General features: G+C 61.1%; 16 protein-coding genes. 8 read left to right on the top strand and 8 right to left on the bottom strand.

What is annotated here, in order from left to right:
- Window positions 1-56: 56 nt before the first annotated feature.
- Genes AWB64_RS06905 through AWB64_RS06915 form a run of 3 tightly spaced genes read right to left on the bottom strand, consistent with a single transcriptional unit; the run spans window position 57 to window position 3,129 of the window.
- On the bottom strand, window positions 57-872 hold the full coding sequence (locus AWB64_RS06905; protein WP_060817900.1) for an ABC transporter ATP-binding protein: 816 nt from the start codon (window positions 870-872) through the stop codon (window positions 57-59).
- Window positions 869-1,930 carry a FecCD family ABC transporter permease gene (locus tag AWB64_RS06910; RefSeq protein WP_060817902.1) on the bottom strand — a complete coding sequence of 354 codons (1,062 nt, stop codon included), beginning with the start codon at window positions 1,928-1,930 and terminating at the stop codon, window positions 869-871. Before AWB64_RS06910 ends, AWB64_RS06905 begins: the two co-directional genes overlap by 4 nt.
- Window positions 1,931-1,935: 5 nt before the next feature.
- Window positions 1,936-3,129: an ABC transporter substrate-binding protein gene (locus AWB64_RS06915; protein WP_060817904.1), complete on the bottom strand. Its 1,194-nt coding sequence runs from the start codon at window positions 3,127-3,129 to the stop codon at window positions 1,936-1,938.
- Window positions 3,130-3,314: 185 nt separating this feature from the next.
- Here AWB64_RS06915 and AWB64_RS06920 point away from each other — a divergent pair, with 185 nt between their 5' ends.
- The 5 genes from AWB64_RS06920 (at window position 3,315) to AWB64_RS06940 (ending at window position 9,060) form a co-directional block, all read left to right on the top strand.
- Complete coding sequence (locus tag AWB64_RS06920; protein ID WP_060817905.1) at window positions 3,315-4,028, top strand: response regulator; 714 nt, start codon at window positions 3,315-3,317, stop codon at window positions 4,026-4,028.
- A gap of 256 nt (window positions 4,029-4,284) precedes the next feature.
- Window positions 4,285-5,130 (top strand): presqualene diphosphate synthase HpnD, encoded by an 846-nt coding sequence (gene hpnD / locus AWB64_RS06925; RefSeq protein ID WP_060817907.1) that lies wholly within the window; start codon window positions 4,285-4,287, stop codon window positions 5,128-5,130.
- Window positions 5,130-6,404, top strand: a complete 1,275-nt coding sequence (gene hpnE / locus AWB64_RS06930; protein WP_060817909.1) for a hydroxysqualene dehydroxylase HpnE — start codon at window positions 5,130-5,132, stop codon at window positions 6,402-6,404. Before hpnD ends, hpnE begins: the two co-directional genes overlap by 1 nt.
- Window positions 6,401-8,386 (top strand): squalene--hopene cyclase, encoded by a 1,986-nt coding sequence (gene shc, locus AWB64_RS06935; RefSeq protein WP_060817910.1) that lies wholly within the window; start codon window positions 6,401-6,403, stop codon window positions 8,384-8,386. Before hpnE ends, shc begins: the two co-directional genes overlap by 4 nt.
- Window positions 8,387-8,412: 26 nt before the next feature.
- Entirely contained in the window at window positions 8,413-9,060 is a 648-nt protein-coding gene (locus tag AWB64_RS06940) for a phosphorylase (protein WP_060818391.1), read from the top strand.
- A gap of 38 nt (window positions 9,061-9,098) precedes the next feature.
- Here AWB64_RS06940 and AWB64_RS06945 read toward each other — a convergent pair whose 3' ends face one another.
- The gene (locus AWB64_RS06945; protein ID WP_060817912.1) at window positions 9,099-10,004 is read right to left on the bottom strand and encodes a LysR family transcriptional regulator; all 906 of its coding nucleotides are present in this window, start codon (window positions 10,002-10,004) and stop codon (window positions 9,099-9,101) included.
- Window positions 10,005-10,114: 110 nt separating this feature from the next.
- On the opposite strand from AWB64_RS06945, the gene AWB64_RS06950 reads away from it, so the two are divergent.
- Window positions 10,115-10,819, top strand: a complete 705-nt coding sequence (locus AWB64_RS06950; RefSeq protein WP_060817914.1) for an SDR family NAD(P)-dependent oxidoreductase — start codon at window positions 10,115-10,117, stop codon at window positions 10,817-10,819.
- 53 nt (window positions 10,820-10,872) lie between these two features.
- On the opposite strand, the gene AWB64_RS06955 is transcribed toward AWB64_RS06950, so the two are convergent.
- Both AWB64_RS06955 and AWB64_RS06960 read right to left on the bottom strand, forming a co-directional pair.
- Window positions 10,873-12,177 (bottom strand): MFS transporter, encoded by a 1,305-nt coding sequence (locus AWB64_RS06955; RefSeq protein ID WP_060817916.1) that lies wholly within the window; start codon window positions 12,175-12,177, stop codon window positions 10,873-10,875.
- Between the two features lie 75 nt (window positions 12,178-12,252).
- Entirely contained in the window at window positions 12,253-13,632 is a 1,380-nt protein-coding gene (locus AWB64_RS06960; RefSeq protein WP_060817918.1) for an NAD(P)H-dependent oxidoreductase, read from the bottom strand.
- 116 nt (window positions 13,633-13,748) lie between these two features.
- Between AWB64_RS06960 and AWB64_RS06965 the strand changes: the two genes are divergently transcribed.
- Entirely contained in the window at window positions 13,749-14,651 is a 903-nt protein-coding gene (locus AWB64_RS06965) for a LysR family transcriptional regulator (protein WP_060817920.1), read from the top strand.
- Window positions 14,652-14,758: 107 nt separating this feature from the next.
- Here the strand turns inward: AWB64_RS06965 and AWB64_RS06970 are convergent, their stop codons facing one another.
- Entirely contained in the window at window positions 14,759-15,097 is a 339-nt protein-coding gene (locus AWB64_RS06970; RefSeq protein ID WP_060818392.1) for a hypothetical protein, read from the bottom strand.
- A 459-nt stretch (window positions 15,098-15,556) separates the two neighbouring features.
- Between AWB64_RS06970 and AWB64_RS06975 the strand changes: the two genes are divergently transcribed.
- Window positions 15,557-15,835, top strand: a complete 279-nt coding sequence (locus AWB64_RS06975; RefSeq protein ID WP_060817921.1) for a hypothetical protein — start codon at window positions 15,557-15,559, stop codon at window positions 15,833-15,835.
- A 95-nt stretch (window positions 15,836-15,930) separates the two neighbouring features.
- Here AWB64_RS06975 and AWB64_RS06980 read toward each other — a convergent pair whose 3' ends face one another.
- On the bottom strand, window positions 15,931-16,821 hold the full coding sequence (locus AWB64_RS06980; RefSeq protein WP_060817923.1) for a LysR family transcriptional regulator: 891 nt from the start codon (window positions 16,819-16,821) through the stop codon (window positions 15,931-15,933).
- Between the last annotated feature and the right edge of the window lie 4 nt (window positions 16,822-16,825).

The raw sequence follows: 16,825 nt of genomic DNA on the forward strand, positions 1-16,825 counted from the left end.
AAAACGCGCGGATAAACGGCTGGTTGAAGCGCTGGCTTGCCGTGCTTGTGCTGCTGTTACCGGCTGGCGACGCGCGAGCGATCGGCGAGACCGTCGATCGAAACTTGCAGTTGGCCTTGCGAACACGGCTCGATACGCGCTATCACCCCAAACACCTGGTCAAGCCGATCAGGCGTCACGACCTCCGCGGGCGTGCCAAAACCGTGGATGCGGCCGCCGTGCAGGAGCATGGCTTTGTCACAGGAACGCAGCGCCGTGTTGATGTCGTGGAGGACCACGACCGTGACCATGTTTCTATGGCGCGTCTCCGAGCGCAGCGTACGCATTACGTGGAACTGGTGATTCAGGTCGAGCGCGGAAAGCGGCTCATCGAGCAGCAGCACCTGTGGATCGCGAACCAGCGCCTGCGCGATTCCAACGAGTTGCCGCTGGCCGCCCGAGAGTTCATCGAGCGAGCGCGTTGCAAGCGATTCAATGCCAAGACGCTGCAACACGCCATGCACGTGGGCGAGATCGTCCGCCGTGTTTCGCGGCGTGCCATAACCCTGACTACGCGTCGCGCGATATGCGACCAGCACGGATTCCAGCACCTGCAGCCGCACGCCGGCCGGCAACGCCTGCGGCAGATACACGACGCTATGCGAGCGCGCGCCCGACGCACTGAGCGCGAGCGTTTCGCCGTCGAGCTCGAGCTTGCCCGACTGGGCGCGCGTGAGGCCGGACAGCGCGCGCAGCAAGGTCGACTTGCCGCTGCCGTTCGGTCCGAGCAACGCGGTGATTTCGCCACGTGGAAGCGGCCCGGCGGCGAGCGAGTCGAGAATGCGGCGGCGGCCGTAGTTGAGCGAGAGGTTATCGATGGAAAGCCCGCTCATCCGAGTTCTCCATGCGACGAAATCACAATGCCGAGGAACAGCGGAATCCCGACAAGCGCCGTCACGATACCCACCGGAATCAGCACGCCGGGAATGATCAGCTTGGACGCAATCGACGCTAGCGACATCATCAAAGCGCCGGTCAGCGCGCTGCCGGGCAGATAAAAGCGGTGATCCTCGCCAAACAACGCCCGCGCCACGTGCGGCGCGATCAGGCCGACAAAGCCAATCGTCCCGACGAACGACACCGCAAGCGCCGTCAGCACGGCTACGCGCAAGAGCGTGCCGAGGCGCAGGCGCCGGACATCGATACCAAAGCTTGCCGCACGATCCTCGCCCAGGCGCAGCGCGGTAAGCCGCGACGCGTTTGCAAAGGACATCGGCAACGCGACGGCAAGCGCCGCGGCCAGTACGCCGATCTTCGTCCAGTCGGAGCGTGCGAGCGAACCGAGCGTCCAGAAGACCAGGCCTTGCAGGGCATCGGCGGACGCGATGAACTGCATCAGCGCAACCAGCGCGTGAAACGAGAACACGAGCGAGATGCCCATCAGCACCACGCCCGCCGTGCTCATGCCGCGCCAGCGCGCGACGGTATCGAGCAGCAGTGCCGAAAGCAGCGCGAACGCGAACGCATTGGCCGAGATCACCCAGGTCTGGGTAACGCCGGGAATCGTGATGTTCGCCACGATGGCAAGCGACGCGCCAAACGCCGCCGCCGCCGATACCCCCAGCGTATAAGGACTCGCAAGCGGATTGTTGAGGATGGTCTGCACTTCCGCGCCCGACAGCCCGAGCGCCGCGCCCACCAGGAGCGCCATCACGGCGTAGGGCAGGCGGATTTGCCAGACGATCACGGCGATATCCGGCGCCACCGCGCGCGGATAAAACACCGCATGCAGGATCGCCGGCACGGTCAGGCCGGACGGTCCGGTCCTGCAATCGAACAGGAGCGCGGCTGCGATCAGCATGCACACCAGCATCAACCCGCCAATACGGCGGCGCGTCAGGCGCTGATACGAACGCACATTGTCATTCGCAATGAGAAGAGCGGTCGCCATGCGGATCAGCCTTTCGCAGGTGCGGGATGATCGACCCAATAGGTGCCGTCGGAGGGCACCGCCAGGAATCGCCGATACATCTCGTCATGCGTCGCCTTCACGCTCAAATCCTTGAACTGCGCCGGATAGAACCACTTCGCGAACGCTTCAATGGCGATGATGTTGTAGGGCGAGTCATAGTAGTTATGCCAGATGCCGAAGACGCGGCCATCGTGAATGGCCTTGATGGCGTCGTAGCCCGGACGCGCCACGAGCGCAGACAAGCTTTGTTCCGCGTCCTGCTCGGACGTCAGCGCGCCGACCCGCAACGCGGTCACGCCCGGACGCGTCCATGTGCCGTCGGCCACGTAAATGTCGGGCTTCGCGACGATCAACTGTTCCATGCTGATATCGCCCAGCACGCCGGGCAGCAGATCCGCCGCAATATTGCGGCCGCCCGCAACCTTGATGAATTCGCCAAAGCTGCCATTACCCGCCGTATGGCAGCAGACACCCCACGAACCCGCGAGCATGTCGATGAAAACCTTCGGGCGCTGCGCGTCAGGCACCGAGGCGACCACGCTTTGAACGCGCGCGACGTGCTCCTGGTAGAACTTGATATAGGCATCGGCCTGTTCGTTCCGATGCAGGACTTCACCCAGCAATTTCATGCTTGCCAGCGTGTTTTGCATCGGATGAATGCGGAAGTCGACGAACACCACCACCGTGCCCGTGGCTTCGAGCTGCTTGACCAGCGCGTTGTACTGGCCGGGGCCTTCGCCGCCAAACGTGAAGATCGCGAGATCGGGTTTGAGGCTCAGCGCTTTTTCATCGCTGACGCTGCTTTCCGTCGCCTTGCCGATCAGCGGGATATCGTTGATTTGCGGGAATTTCTTTGCGTAGACGTCGAAAGTTTGCGGATCGCGGTTTTTCAGGTCGCCCTGCCAGCCGACGATATTCGCGAGCGGATGATCGCCTTCGAGCAAGGCCACCGCCATCAGCAGACGGCTTTCGCCCAGCAGGATCCGCCTCGGATTCTGCGGGACCCTGACCGTGCGGCCAGCGACATCGGTGACGGTCTGGGCCGCGTCGAGCGTGGCCAGGCCCGGCGCATTTTCCGCGCGGGCCGCGTTGAAAGACAACGCGCCCGCCATGCACGTTGCCAAGGCCAAAGCCGCGAACCTCAAGCGTCGCGGCGTGAAAATCCGGAACATCGACATGTGATACCTTGCCTGAAAGCCTGTTGAATAAGAATGATTGCGATTTGCAACGCAGACTTTATCGGGCCGATGTAATGCGGATATATCGAAGCGGCGCTGTTTTGTAATGGAATGTGTTGGCTCAGCCATTCAGCCGGCGGCTGGGCTACGCTCGCCAGCTTTGAAGGCAGCCATCCGGCAGATACATGGACCAGATACTCGTTGTCGATGACGATCCGAACATCCGTCAGCTTTTGCTCGACTACCTGAGCAGCATGGGATACGGCGTGCAGGCCGCGAAAGGCGGCGCGCAGATGAAGCAGATCATCAACTCGTCGCGCGTCGATCTGGTCGTGCTCGACCTGATGCTCGACGGCGAAGACGGCCTCGACCTCACGCGCGAACTGCGCCGCAACAATACGGTTCCCATTGTCATGCTGAGCGCCCGCGGCGGTTTGCTCGACCGCGTGCTTGGCCTCGAAATGGGCGCCGACGACTACCTTCCCAAACCGTTCGATCCGCGCGAACTCGTCGCCAAGATCAAGGTGATCCTGCGGCGCGCGCGCAGCATGCCGAACGCGCGGTCGGCGGACGCCATCGCGAGCATCAGTTTTGCCGGATGGCATCTCGATACGCGCATGAAACAAATGCTTTCGCCCGAGGGCGTGATCATCACGCTCGGCGGCTCCGATTACCGGACCTTGCGCACGCTGCTCGACCATCCGAACCGGCCGCTTTCGCGCGAATATCTGCTCGATGAAGTATTCGGCAAGAACCTTACGCCGCTGGATCGGGCTATCGATGTCTGCATCAGCCGCCTGCGGCAACATTTGAAGGACACGGCGCGCGACGCCGCGCTGATCCGCACGGTCCGCAACGAGGGATATATGCTGACGGCGGACGTTTCGTACGAAGGTTGAGGCGAGTTTCCGGATCGCCAAGGTGGCTCAAGGGCAACAGGTCACAAACATTGATATACTTTTCGCCGCTTCCAGCGGCGTTTGGACGTGGCTTATGGTCCGTTCCATGCGCGTTCCATGAGCGTTTCGGCGCCGCAGGAAGCCGGTTTGCGCTGTTTCGCACGAGTTGTGCTTCGCCGTTACCACGGCTTGCCCGCTCGCGCACGGCGCCCGATCCAACATTACTGCCCTTGGGGGCGCCACAGCGGAGTCCGTCTTGGCCGTTTCCAATCTTATCGCCGATGAACCAGTGCCCGACGCCGCCAAGGCGTCCTCGGGCAGTTCGTTTTATCTTGCCATGCGCATCCTGCCGGCTGCGCAGCGCGACGCGATGTACCAGGTCTACGCGTTTTGCCGCGCGGTGGACGACATAGCCGACGACGGCACCATGCCGCGTCACGAACGCGCCGCCGCGCTCGAGCAATGGCGCGCCGACATAGACGACTGCTACGCCGGCAAGCCGCGCAAGTCGCTCGCCGCGCTGACGCAGCACATCCACGCATTCCATCTTTCGCGCGATGACTTCATTGCCGTGATCGACGGCATGGCAATGGATTCCGAAGATATCGTCGCGCCCGACGAAGCCACGCTCGACCTCTATTGCGATCGCGTGGCGAGCGCGGTGGGGCGTTTGTCGGTGAGGATATTCGGGATGCAGGAAGATGCCGGCCGGCGTCTCGCGCATCACCTTGGCCGCGCGCTGCAGTTGACGAATATTCTTCGCGATATCGATGAAGACGCGGCTATCGGCCGGGTGTATCTGCCGCGCGAACTGTTGTCGCGCGAGGGCATTTCCACCACCGACATTGCGTCCATAGTCGGCGACGCGCGCCTCCCGCGCGTGTGCCTGACCCTCGCCGAGCGGGCCCGCAGCCATTACGCGCAATCCGACGCCATCATGGCCAACACGCCGCGAGCACAGGTGAAGGCGCCGCGCATCATGTCGGGCGCGTACCGCTGCGTACTCGAGGCGAACCTGAAGCGTGGCTTCGATCTCCCGCGCAATCACGTCCGTACGCCACGGTCACGGCTGTTGTGGATCGTGGCGCGCAACGTGTTCTGATGTCGCGGACAGTTCATGTCATTGGCGCTGGCTTATCCGGGCTTGCCGCCGCAGTCCAGTTGCAACGCCGCGGCGCGCGGGTCGTTCTGCACGAAGCCGCGCCGCATGCGGGCGGCCGATGCCGTTCGTATTTCGACATCAAGCTCAACGCCACGATCGACAACGGCAATCACCTGATCCTGTCCGGCAACCACGCCGCGCTGGGATTTGCCAAGGCCATTGGCGCCGCCGACGAACTTATCGGCCCGACTCAAGCCGATTACCCCTTCATGGATTTGCGCAGCGGTTCGCGCTGGACCCTGAAGATATCGCCCGGACGCTTTCCCGCCTGGATCTTCGACACGGCGACGCGCGTTCCCGGCACGCTGCCCGCGGACTATCTCTCGCTATTGCGCTTGCTGCTCGCCAATCCGGGGCGAACCGTCGAGCAGACCATGCGCGCGAGCGGCCGTCTCTGGGACGCCATGCTCGATCCGTTTCTGCTCGCGTTGCTCAACGTCGATCCCCGCGAAGGGAGCGCCGTGCTGGCCGCCAATGTGATGAAGGAAACCGTGTTGCCGGGCGGCCAGGCGTGCCGGCCGCTGACCGCGCGCAATGGCTTGGGGCACGCGTTTATTGAACCTGCGCTGCGGCTTCTGCAATATGGTGGCGCGGAAATCCGGCTGGGATCGCGTCTTACGGCAATCGGTTTTGCCGGCACTGATTCGAAAACCCGCGTGCGCTCGCTTGATTTTGATGAAACCCGCGTGGAGATTGGCGCGGCCGACGGCGTGGTGCTTGCCGTGCCTCCTTACGCCGCGCGGGAACTCGTGCCGGGGCTGATCGCGCCAACAGCGTTTCGCGCGATCATCAATGCGCATTTCGCGGTTGGACCGCCGCTCGCATTCGAGCCTGTGACCGGTTTGCTCAATGGCACGGCCGACTGGCTCCTGGCCTACGACGACCGCTTGTCCGTGACCATTCATAATGCGGATCGTTTTATCGATATCCCGCGCGAAACGCTTGCACAAACGCTGTGGCAGGAGGTGGCGAAAGCCGCGCGGTTACCCGTCGAGCGCATGCCTGCCTGGCAGATCGTGACCGAAAAACGCGCGACGTTCGCCGCGCTGCCAAGCCAGGCGAATCTCCGGCCGGCGACCCGCACCCGCTGGCCCAATCTCATGCTGGCGGGCGACTGGACGGCCACCGGCCTGCCTGCAACCATAGAAGGTTCGATCCGCTCAGGCCAGAAGGCCGCGGACCTCCTCATGAATCCCCCGATGGAATTCAGATGAACGACATTGTCCAGCCTTCCAACGCCTCGACCGCGCCCATCAGCGCGGCGGCCCTGGAGGCATCGGTATCCCGCGCGGCCGACGCGCTGCTCGCCGATCAGCATCCCGAAGGCTACTGGCTCTACGAACTCGAAGCCGACGCTACCATTCCCGCCGAGTATGTGCTGCTCGTGCATTACCTCGGCGAGACGCCCAAGCCCGCACTCGAAGCGAAGATTGGCCGCTACTTGCGCCGCATCCAGCGCGAAGACGGCGGCTGGCCTTTGTTCACCGATGGCGCCATGGACGTGAGCGCCACCGTCAAGGCGTATTTCGCGCTGAAGATGATCGGCGATTCGCCCGAAGCGGAACATATGCAGCGCGCGCGCCGCGCGGTCATTGCGGCTGGCGGCGCGGAAAAATCGAACGTTTTCACGCGCATTCTGCTCGCGCTGTTCGGCGTGATCTCATGGCGCGCGGTGCCCATGATGCCCGTAGAAATCATGCTTCTGCCCGAATGGTTTCCGTTTCATTTGTCGAAGGTGTCTTACTGGGCGCGCACCGTTATCGTGCCCTTGCTGGTGCTCAACGCCAAACGGCCGAAGGCGCGCAATCCGAAGGGCGTGCGCATTGACGAGCTTTTCTTCGACGCCCCTGTCAACGCCGGCATGGCCGCGCGCGCGCCGCATCAGCATCAGGGCTGGTTCGTGTTGTTTCGGGCAGTCGACGCCGTGCTGCGCGCCGCCGATCCGCTGTTTCCGCGCCATACGCGCCAGCGTGCAATCGAGGCGGCCGTGCGGTTTGTCGACGAACGCCTGAACGGCGAGGATGGTCTCGGCGCGATTTTTCCCGCCATGGCCAATTCCGTGATGATGTACGACATGCTCGGCTACGCGGAGGATCATCCGAACCGGGCGATCGCGCGCAAGTCGATCGAGAAGCTGTTGATCATTGACGAAGTGCCCGATGGCGAGGCGTATTGCCAGCCGTGCTTGTCGCCTGTCTGGGATACGTCGCTGGCCGCGCACGCGTTGCTCGAAGCCGATACACCCCGCGCGCGCGCGGCGGTATCGCGTGGTCTTGACTGGCTCGTGCCGCTGCAGATTCTCGATGTGCGCGGCGACTGGATCTCGCGCCGACCAAACATCCGGCCGGGCGGCTGGGCGTTCCAGTTTGCGAATCCGCATTATCCGGATGTGGACGATACCGCCGTTGTCGCCATGGCGATGGAACGCGCCGATCGCGAAAACGGCACCGCGTTGTATGGCGAGGCGATTTCTCGCGGGCGGGAATGGGTCGTCGGCATGCAAAGCAGCGACGGCGGATGGGGCGCGTTCGAGCCCGAAAACACGCAGTATTACCTCAACAACATTCCGTTCTCGGATCACGGCGCGCTGCTCGATCCGCCGACGGTGGATGTGTCGGGACGATGTTTGTCGATGCTCGCGCAGCTTGGCGAATTGCCCGCGACGAGCGAGCCGGCAAAGCGCTCGCTGGACTACATCCTGCGCGATCAGGAACGCGATGGAAGCTGGTACGGGCGCTGGGGGCTGAACTATATCTATGGGACGTGGACGGCGTTGTGCGCGCTGAACGCGGCGGGATTGCCGCTGACGGATTCACGCGTGCAGCGCGCCGCGCAGTGGCTTGTCAGCATTCAAAACGCCGATGGCGGATGGGGCGAAGGCGGCGAGAGCTACAAGCTGGACTATCGCGGATATGAGGCGGCACCGAGCACGGCGTCGCAGACATCCTGGGCGTTGCTCGGGTTGATGGCGGCGGGGCTGGTCGGACATCCGGCGGTGGCGAAGGGAATTCAGTATTTGCATTCGACCCAGCGCGAGCACGGGCTTTGGGATGAAACCCGGTTCACCGCGACCGGCTTCCCGCGCGTTTTCTATCTCCGATATCACGGGTATAGAAAGTTTTTTCCGCTCTGGGCGCTGGCACGCTACAGGAACATGCTGCGCGATGGCACCACGCGCGTGACGGCGGGGATGTGAGCTTGCCCGTCATCGCGGTCACGGGAATGGCGTTCGAAGCGCGCATTGCGCGCGGGCCCGGTGTTGAGGCGGTCTTTGCGGCCCGGGCGGATTTGCTGGAGCGTGCTTTGAGCGAAGCCTTGGCGCGGGGGTGTTCCGGCATCGTCAGCTTTGGAACGGCGGGCGGCCTCGCGCCCGATCTGGAGCCGGGAACAGTGATCATTGCGAGTGCCGTGTCGGGACCGCTTGGGGTTATCGATACGGATTTGGAATGGTCGGCGCGAATGTTTTCGGCTTTTTCCGGAACGCCGGTCGGAGCAAAGGCGGTGCGCGGGAAGATGGCTGGCGTTGCGGCGCCATTGGCGGGGGAGCAGGAAAAAAGCTCGCTTTATCGATCGACGGGGGCGCTGGCGGTGGATATGGAATCGCACGTTGCCGGGGCGATTGCCAAGGCGAGAGGGCTGCCGTTCGCCGTGTGCAGGGCGATCGTGGATCCGGCGTGGAGGAGTTTGCCGAAAGCGGCGACAGCCGGATTGCGCGACGATGGAACCACGACGATTCTGCCGATTCTGCGGGAGTTGCTGAGAGAGCCTTCGCAGCTTGGCGCACTGTTGAAAATCGCGGGAGATGCGCGGGCGGCGAAGGGATCGTTGGTGCAGGCGCGGCACGCGATGGGAAGGGCGGGGGTGTTCTAGATGCGCCGTGCGCATGCTCGCTCCTGCGAAGGCATCGGTCAGGTCGATTTCCGGCACACGCTCAGTGTCATTTGCCGAAGCCATCGATGCACAGGATCGACCTCCAAACGCGGATGCCACATCTGCGACACCGTAATCTGCTCCGTTTTCACGGGAAGCTCGAACGCATCAATGCTGGCGGACGCGGCCTCACTGCGAACCAGAGAAGCAGGCACGAGTGCAATCAAATCCGAAGTCCGCGCAATAGCGAGCGCGGCGGGAAAACTCGGAACCACAGCGACAATCGTCCGTTTAAGGCCTAAGGTCGCCAGCGCTTCATCGACCGGTCCATTCCCGCGGCCGTGGCGTGAAGCAACGACATGGCCGAACGCGGTGTACCGTTTCGCCGTCACCTCACCCTTCGCTGCTAACGGATGGCCCTTCCTGACAGCACCCACAAAGCGATCCCGGAACAACGCCTGCACGCGTACTTCCGGCCCCATGTCGCCCAGCACGCCAATTTCCAGATCGGCCGACCCGTCCCGCAAGAAAGCCGCCGTCTTCTCGGGCTTGGATGCAAAACACAAGCGCACCAGAGGCGCAACCGCGCTAACCACGGCAATCAGTGACGCACCGAAGGCCTCGACAAAACCATCGTTGGCGCGAATGGTGAAGGTTCGCTGCAATGTCGAAAAGTCGGGCTCCGCGGATGATGGACGAAGTACCGCACGCGCCTCGTGAACCGCATTCCGAGTGCGTTGGCGCAGTGCTTCTGCGTGAGGCGTCAACACCATGCCGCGCCCTGCACGAACCAATAACGGGTCGCCGGTCGTCTCCCGCAGACGCGCCAACGTTCGGCTCATTGCCGATGCACTCAAACCCAATCGGCGCGCAGCACCGGCCACGCTTCCGTCGGCGAGCAGTACGTCTAGCGCAACGAGCAAATTCAGATCGGGTTCTGCCATGCCCCGATCCTAGCATGGCGTTTGATGCAGGTTATCAATGCAAATGCTGCGCCTTCCGCCATGTATCGGGCGTCGATATATTGGTTGTATCGACACATACGGAGCTACTGATGCAAGACACATCCACGCAGAAAACCGTCCTTCTCGTTGGCGCATCGCGCGGTCTCGGATTCGCCATGGTCGAGGAATTTCTCGAACGCGGCTGGCGAGTGATCGCCACCGGCCGCGCAGACTCAACAGAAAAACTGCGCCGGCTCTCTGAAACCGCCCGCGGCGCGCTTGAAGTCGAATCAGTGGACATCACGATTCCCGATCAGGTCGCCGCATTACGCGCTCGTCTCGAAGACCGGCGACTGGACATGCTTTTCGTGAACGCCGGCGTGAAGAACGACGACCGCGAAACCATTGCCGATGTCTCGACCGAGGAATTCGTGCGCATCATGGTCACGAACTCATTGAGTCCGATGAGGGTCATCGAAGCATTTCAGGGCCTCGTGCAGCCGAATGGAACAATTGCCGTCATGTCGTCCGGGCAAGGCAGCCTGACGAACAATACCAATGGCAACTACGAGGTATATCGAGGCAGCAAGGCGGCGCTCAACATGTTCATGCGCAGCTTTGCAGCGCGTCATCAGGACGACGCTAAAACGCTCCTGTTGATGGCCCCCGGATGGGTCAGGACGGACATGGGCGGTTCGGGCGCGCGTCTGACTATCGAGGAAAGCATCCCGAATCTGGTGAATACGATGGAGGCTTACGAAGGACGCTCCGGCTTGCATTACCTGGACTATCTGGGACGGGTCGTGCCGTGGTGAACCACGGACAATGGACCGGCTCGTGAAAAAAGCCGGTCACGCCGAGATCAAACTCACCTGTCCGCCAGTTTCCCCGATATCGTCCTGACCAGCACCGCTCCCAACACCAGGCACACGGCGACGAAGTAAAGGCCCATGCGGTTATCGTGCGTGGCGACGTTGAGCCATCCCACCACATAAGGCGATACAAACCCCGCCAGATTTCCCACGCAATTGATCCCCGCAATGCCCACCGCAACGGATGTCCCCGCAAGAAACGACGACGGAATGCTCCAGAACAGCGACAACGCCGACAAGATCCCCGCCGCCGCCACGCTCAGCCAGATCACGGCAAGCGCGGGGTGATGCCCCACGTACCCGCTCGCCGCGAAGCCAATCGCGCCGATCACGGCAAGCACCGAAAAATGCATCCGCCGCGAACGAAACCGGTCCGAACTCATGCCTGTGAGCACAATCGCAGGAATGGCGACAAGATAAGGAATTGCCGAGAGCCATCCAATGACCGAGACATCGGCAAGCCCTGAATCCTTGATGATCGACGGCAACCAGAAACTGATTCCATACAGCCCGATGATCTGGCAAAAATACACCGCGCAAAGCTTCCAGATATGTTTGTCGGAGAGAATGGCGCGCAGGTTGTGATGCGTCGTCTTTTCAGCGTCCTCGCGGCCAATCTCGCTGGTGACGAGGTTCTTTTCGGTATCGGTGAGCCACTTCGCCTGGTGGGGTTTATCGACCATCAAAGCGAGCACGGCGATGCCGCACAGAAGCGCCGGCAACGCTTCGATAAGAAACAGCCATTGCCATCCCGCCATGACCGTGGAATGCGCGAATTTCGTGAGAATCCAGCCGGACATGGGACCGCCCACGACACCCGAAAGCGGTATCGCAATGTAGTACACGCCGAGCGCAAAGCCGCGTTTGCGCGCGGGAAACCAGTACGTCAGATACAGCATGATGCCCGGCGAGAATCCGGCTTCGGCCACGCCCAGGAAAAAGCGCGCGGTATAGAACTGCACGGGTGTCTTGACGAACAACGTTGCCGCCGAAATGATGGCCCAGGTGATCATGATCCGGGCAATCCATAGCCGTGCGCCGACCTTGTGCAAGATCAGGTTGCTCGGTACTTCGAAGATGAAATAGCCGATAAAGAAAATGCCCGCGCCAAGGCCGTATACGGCGTCGCTCATGTGCAGGTCGTTGAGCATCTGCAGTTTCGCGAAGCCAACATTCACGCGGTCCAGATACCCGCACAAATAGCACAGCACGATAAACGGCATGATGCGCCAGCTTATCTTGCGGTATACGTCGGTGCGCGCCGAGGGCGTGACCAAAATGGTGTCGCTGATATGGCTCATGTCTCCTCCGTCGCCCTTTGGCGGGCGTTATAGAGAACGATCGGTGCGGGATATGTCCCGCATGATCAGGGATACTTACGATGCAAGCTTGGCCGCCGCTACCTCCTCGCCAAGTTCCTTCCTGAACAGCGCTTCCATTTCGAGGCGTACTTTCACCGCTTCCCGGGTGGCGTCGAAGGCTACGTCGGTCCAGCAAACCGGTTGGCCGGCGGCAACGGGTCGTTGCAGCACCATGTTGTGCGCGAGGCCAATGGGCAACGCGCCCTGCATCAGCGAGTCCACTGCGGGCATCAGCTTGCCGTAGACGGTGTGGCCGCCTTCGCCATCAAGACGTTCACCCGCCCGCAGGTCGCGCTTCGCGGTGGCCGCGACATCGCCATGAAAGCCGGTCGTCGCGCCCGTTGCTTCGCCACGCACGGCGATGCTTGCAATCGATACCCCCAACTCCAGCCCAATCAAGTGATATGGCTTGTACATGGCCGTAAAACGACCGCTGCTGTCGGTCTTCAGTCCGTATTGCGCGAAGCAGTCGCGCACGTAATCCGAAGGCGCTTCGAAGACCGCGTACACGCCCCAGCGCAAGTCGCGAAAGACGGGCCGCCCGTCGCGTTCCAGGGACGACACCACTTCCACGCTTCCCCGATGCGGGAGAATGCCGCCATCGGACGCAGGCTTCAACACATTCGGAAGATCGTCGACGCCGCATGCCGGAAACGCGAGGCCATCAGAAGGCGGACGCAAGTCGCACGCATTCGATACCGCCGCCATTTCCAGCGCTGACTTCGTGCCATCGAGAAACGAGTTGAACATTTGCGCGTTGAAGTCGCCGGATGCGATCTGCTCTTCGGTGAAACCGTAGTAGCTCCATACGGTATCGGGCGTGGACTGGTGATAGATGGGCAGGTACTTCGTGCCTTTGCCGGCGCAGATGACGTCGAAACCGATGGTGCGCGCCCAATCCACGAGTTCCGCGATCAACGCGGGTTGATCGCCGGAAGCCATTGAATAGATGATGCCGGCTTCGGCCGCCCGTCTTGCAAGCAAGGGACCAGCGAGCACATCGGCTTCCACGTTCACCATCACAATGTGCTTCTTGTATTTGCAGCACAGCAGCGCATGGTGAATGCCCGCGGCGGGGCTGCCGGTGGCATCGATCACGATATCCACGTGGTCGCTCGCGATCATCGCGTCTGCGTCGTCGGTAATGAACGTGGTGCCGCTGCGCAATGCTTCGGACCACGAAGAAGCAGAATATCGTGCTTCTTCCCAGCCCACCCGATGCATCGCGTTGCGAGCCCGTTCGGGCGAAATATCCGCGATGCCAACCAGATGAATACCCGGCGTGCGCGGTGCCTGCGAGAGGTACATCGAGCCGAATTTTCCTGCGCCGATCAATCCGACGCGAACCGGGCGGCTTGCTTGAGCGCGTGCTTCGAGTTTCGCGATAAGCGACATGCTGTCTCCTGTACGGTAGTTCGAAAGGGATTCAAGACGTCCTTTGAACCAAAGATAGCAGCATGCTTTTTGCAATAGAATGGGCAATTCCACAACCGCGCTGTGCAAAAATCCCCATGCGAAAATTCGATTGGGATGCGCTCCAGGCCTTCCTCGCGATCGCCCGCGCAGGACGCCTGACTATCGCGGCGCAGCAAATGGGCGTGGATCATTCCACCCTCAGCAGACGGGTTGCATCGCTTGAAGCGAGCATTGGCGTGCAGTTGTTCGAGCGCAGTTCAGTTGGTTTTCTACTGACGCCAGAAGGCGAGCGCCTGATGACCGACGCCGAGGCCATGGAAAGCCTTGCAATGCGCATCAACGCGCGTCTTGACGATCCATCCGGCGGTTTGACCGGCACTGTCCGAGTGGGAACGCCGGAAGGTTTCGGCACATATTTTTTGGCGCCAAGGCTCGCCAGACTCACGGCGGCGCATCCCGATCTCGAGATCGAACTGGTCGCAAATCCGCGCATGTTCAGCCTGTCCAAGCGTGAAGCCGATATTGCGGTGACCATGACGCGTCCGACTCGCGGCCGCGTTTATGCGCACCGGCTCAACGACTATGCGCTGGGTGTGTTTGCATCGCGGCAATATGTCGATTCACATGCGCCCATCAATACGTTTCAGGACATTTTCAAGCACCGCTGGATCGGATATATAGACGACCTGATGTGGAGCACGGAGCTCGATTACCTGTCGCAGATCTCGACGGCGCTGATGCCCACGGTGCGCATCTCGAATGTGATCAGCCAGGCGGCGGCTGTGAGCGGTGGCGCGGGAATTGGCGTGCTGCCATGTTTTATTGCGCGCAACGAACCGGCGCTTGTGCGCATATTGCCTGACGAAATCGCACTTAGCCGTTCCTATTGGCTCGTTTCGCATGCCGATACGCGCGATATCGCCCGAGTGAAGTTGCTCACCGATTTCATTCGGACCGAATGCGGTAATTCCGAGGCGTTCTGGAACCGATGGCCGTGACCTTTTTTATTTCATGCGATCAATCGCCAACGTGGATTGCCTTTCTTCGTCGCCGACGCTCGCGTTGTTGTTATCAGGCAGGCCTTTCAAACAACGCGGGCGACCCATCATTCCTTTCCCTGAGGTTCCAGCGGCTTATGCTGTTCTTTACCGGATCCCGGGAAGAATTTGTCCCAGACCGCTCTCACCCCTTCAGCAGCAACCACTTCCGCGCTGATGTTTTCCGTCTCTTCAGCGGCGCCCGGATCAGCCGCGAGCCCGCGCCAGTGCGTAAAAACCAGCAGCGGTTTCTCCGTCCACTCATCGGCGCCAAACTTCGCAAACGCCGTTGCGCCGCTGGCAAGCTGCACTTCATACCAGCCGTCGCGCACGGGTGCGTAGTCACTCAACGGAAACCATTCGGTCGATTCGATTTTCACAAAGTCCCCCATCAGTCGTTTGGACATCGCGACGGATATCGATACCCTGATGCCTGCGTGTCCGGTTATCCAGAATAAGGTGTCCGTTGCGGACGCCACCGTTCCAGTTTCGCAAAACGTCAAAGCCAGCATACGCCAAGATAAAAAAGCACCGCACGAGATTCAACCCCCTTGCATGTACTTTCTCGCAAAAGAAAGCCGAGCTATGTTTTCTCGCGTTGCAATAAATCCGGTGCTCATTCGTCTTTAACTACAGCAAACGCGCCGCGATTAACGAAGCGCATCCTGAATATGCACCAAATTGCACCGAAACGACCGCGAAAGCGCTGCAAATCGTATGCAAACTTATTAAGAAATTTCGAAATAGGGCAAATCCTGATGACCCGTTTTTTTATGTTTATCGATAATGCCTAAACACAAATTTATATCCGGACCGGTCCCGACGCTTGGGGCGGGTGGAATGGTGAACTGAGAGAGGAGTCCGACATGCGCGACGGCGAGATCGCTTATAGGAATGTTGTCCTGATTCCCTTGGCTGCTTACGACGACGGCACGTACGCCGCTATGCTGATCGTCAGGGAGTCCGACGGCCTTCAGCGCGCGAGCGGCATTCTGGGACACTTTGCATGTGCGCTGGACGCGCGAAAATTCGCGCTTGCCCATGGCATGAACGAGATCGACGCGCGGCGGCATGCGCATCCCGATCCGGCAAAAGTCGACGAATGGAATGCCCATGCTCAGCCCGCTTTCGAGCGGGCTGCATAAATGGTGCGCGTTCGAACTGCATTCCAGCGGGACTTCATAAGTGGAGTTCCGCTAATTTATTTGAATAAATGCGGCGCAATGAATAAAACCAAGGCTTAATTTCTCCGCAACTCTTCACCCAGGAATTCCACAAACGTTCTCAGCTTCGCGGACAACTGATGCCGTTCCAAGTAAACGGCGTGAATATCCGCATTAGGCAGCGCCCAGTCCTTCAGCAATTCCACGAGTTTTCCATCCCGCACCAGCGCTTCCGTCTCCCATTGCGAGCGCACGGCAATGCCTCGGCCATCGAGCGCCCATTCGAGCACCGTACTGCCGTCGTTACTGCTTAACGGACCGTCGACCTTGATCGTCTCCGCTTTTTTCCCGCGCGTGAAGTGCCACGTCCCGTAAGCCGATTCGTTCTCCCGAAGCACCAGACATGCATGCCGCGTCAGATCGTTCGGCGTCGCGGGCACGCCGAACGCCGCCACGTATTCCGGCGATGCACACACCACCCGCCGATTCTTCAGGAGCATTCGCGCGTTGATTCGCGCATCGGGGACATCGCCGAAACGAATCCCCAGATCGAATCCTTCTTCCTGCAAGTTCACTGGCCTGTCCGACAAGTGCAATTGAATCTTGATCGCCGGATAGTGCGCGATGAACTTCGATACCGCCGGGGCCACGCGTCTGCGCCCAAATCCAAACGATGCATTCACGCGCAACAACCCCGCTGGTTCTCCACGGCTTTTCGTGACGAGTTGCTCCAGTTCGGCGAGTTCATCGAGGATGCGCGAGCCGTTCGCCAGATACAGCTCGCCTTCGGGCGTCAGGCTGACGCGCCGCGTCGTCCGGTTCAAAAGCCGCACGCCCAGCCGCCGCTCCAGTTGCGCCAGACGCTTGCTGATGGATGGCGGCGTCACGCCCAGATCCCGCGCCGCCGCCGCCAGATTGCGATGCCGCGCCACGAGCGTGAACAGGTTGAGATCGGAAAAACCGTCCATCGGA

It is taken from the genome of Caballeronia sordidicola (genome assembly GCF_001544455.2).
Lineage (GTDB): Bacteria > Pseudomonadota > Gammaproteobacteria > Burkholderiales > Burkholderiaceae > Caballeronia > Caballeronia sordidicola.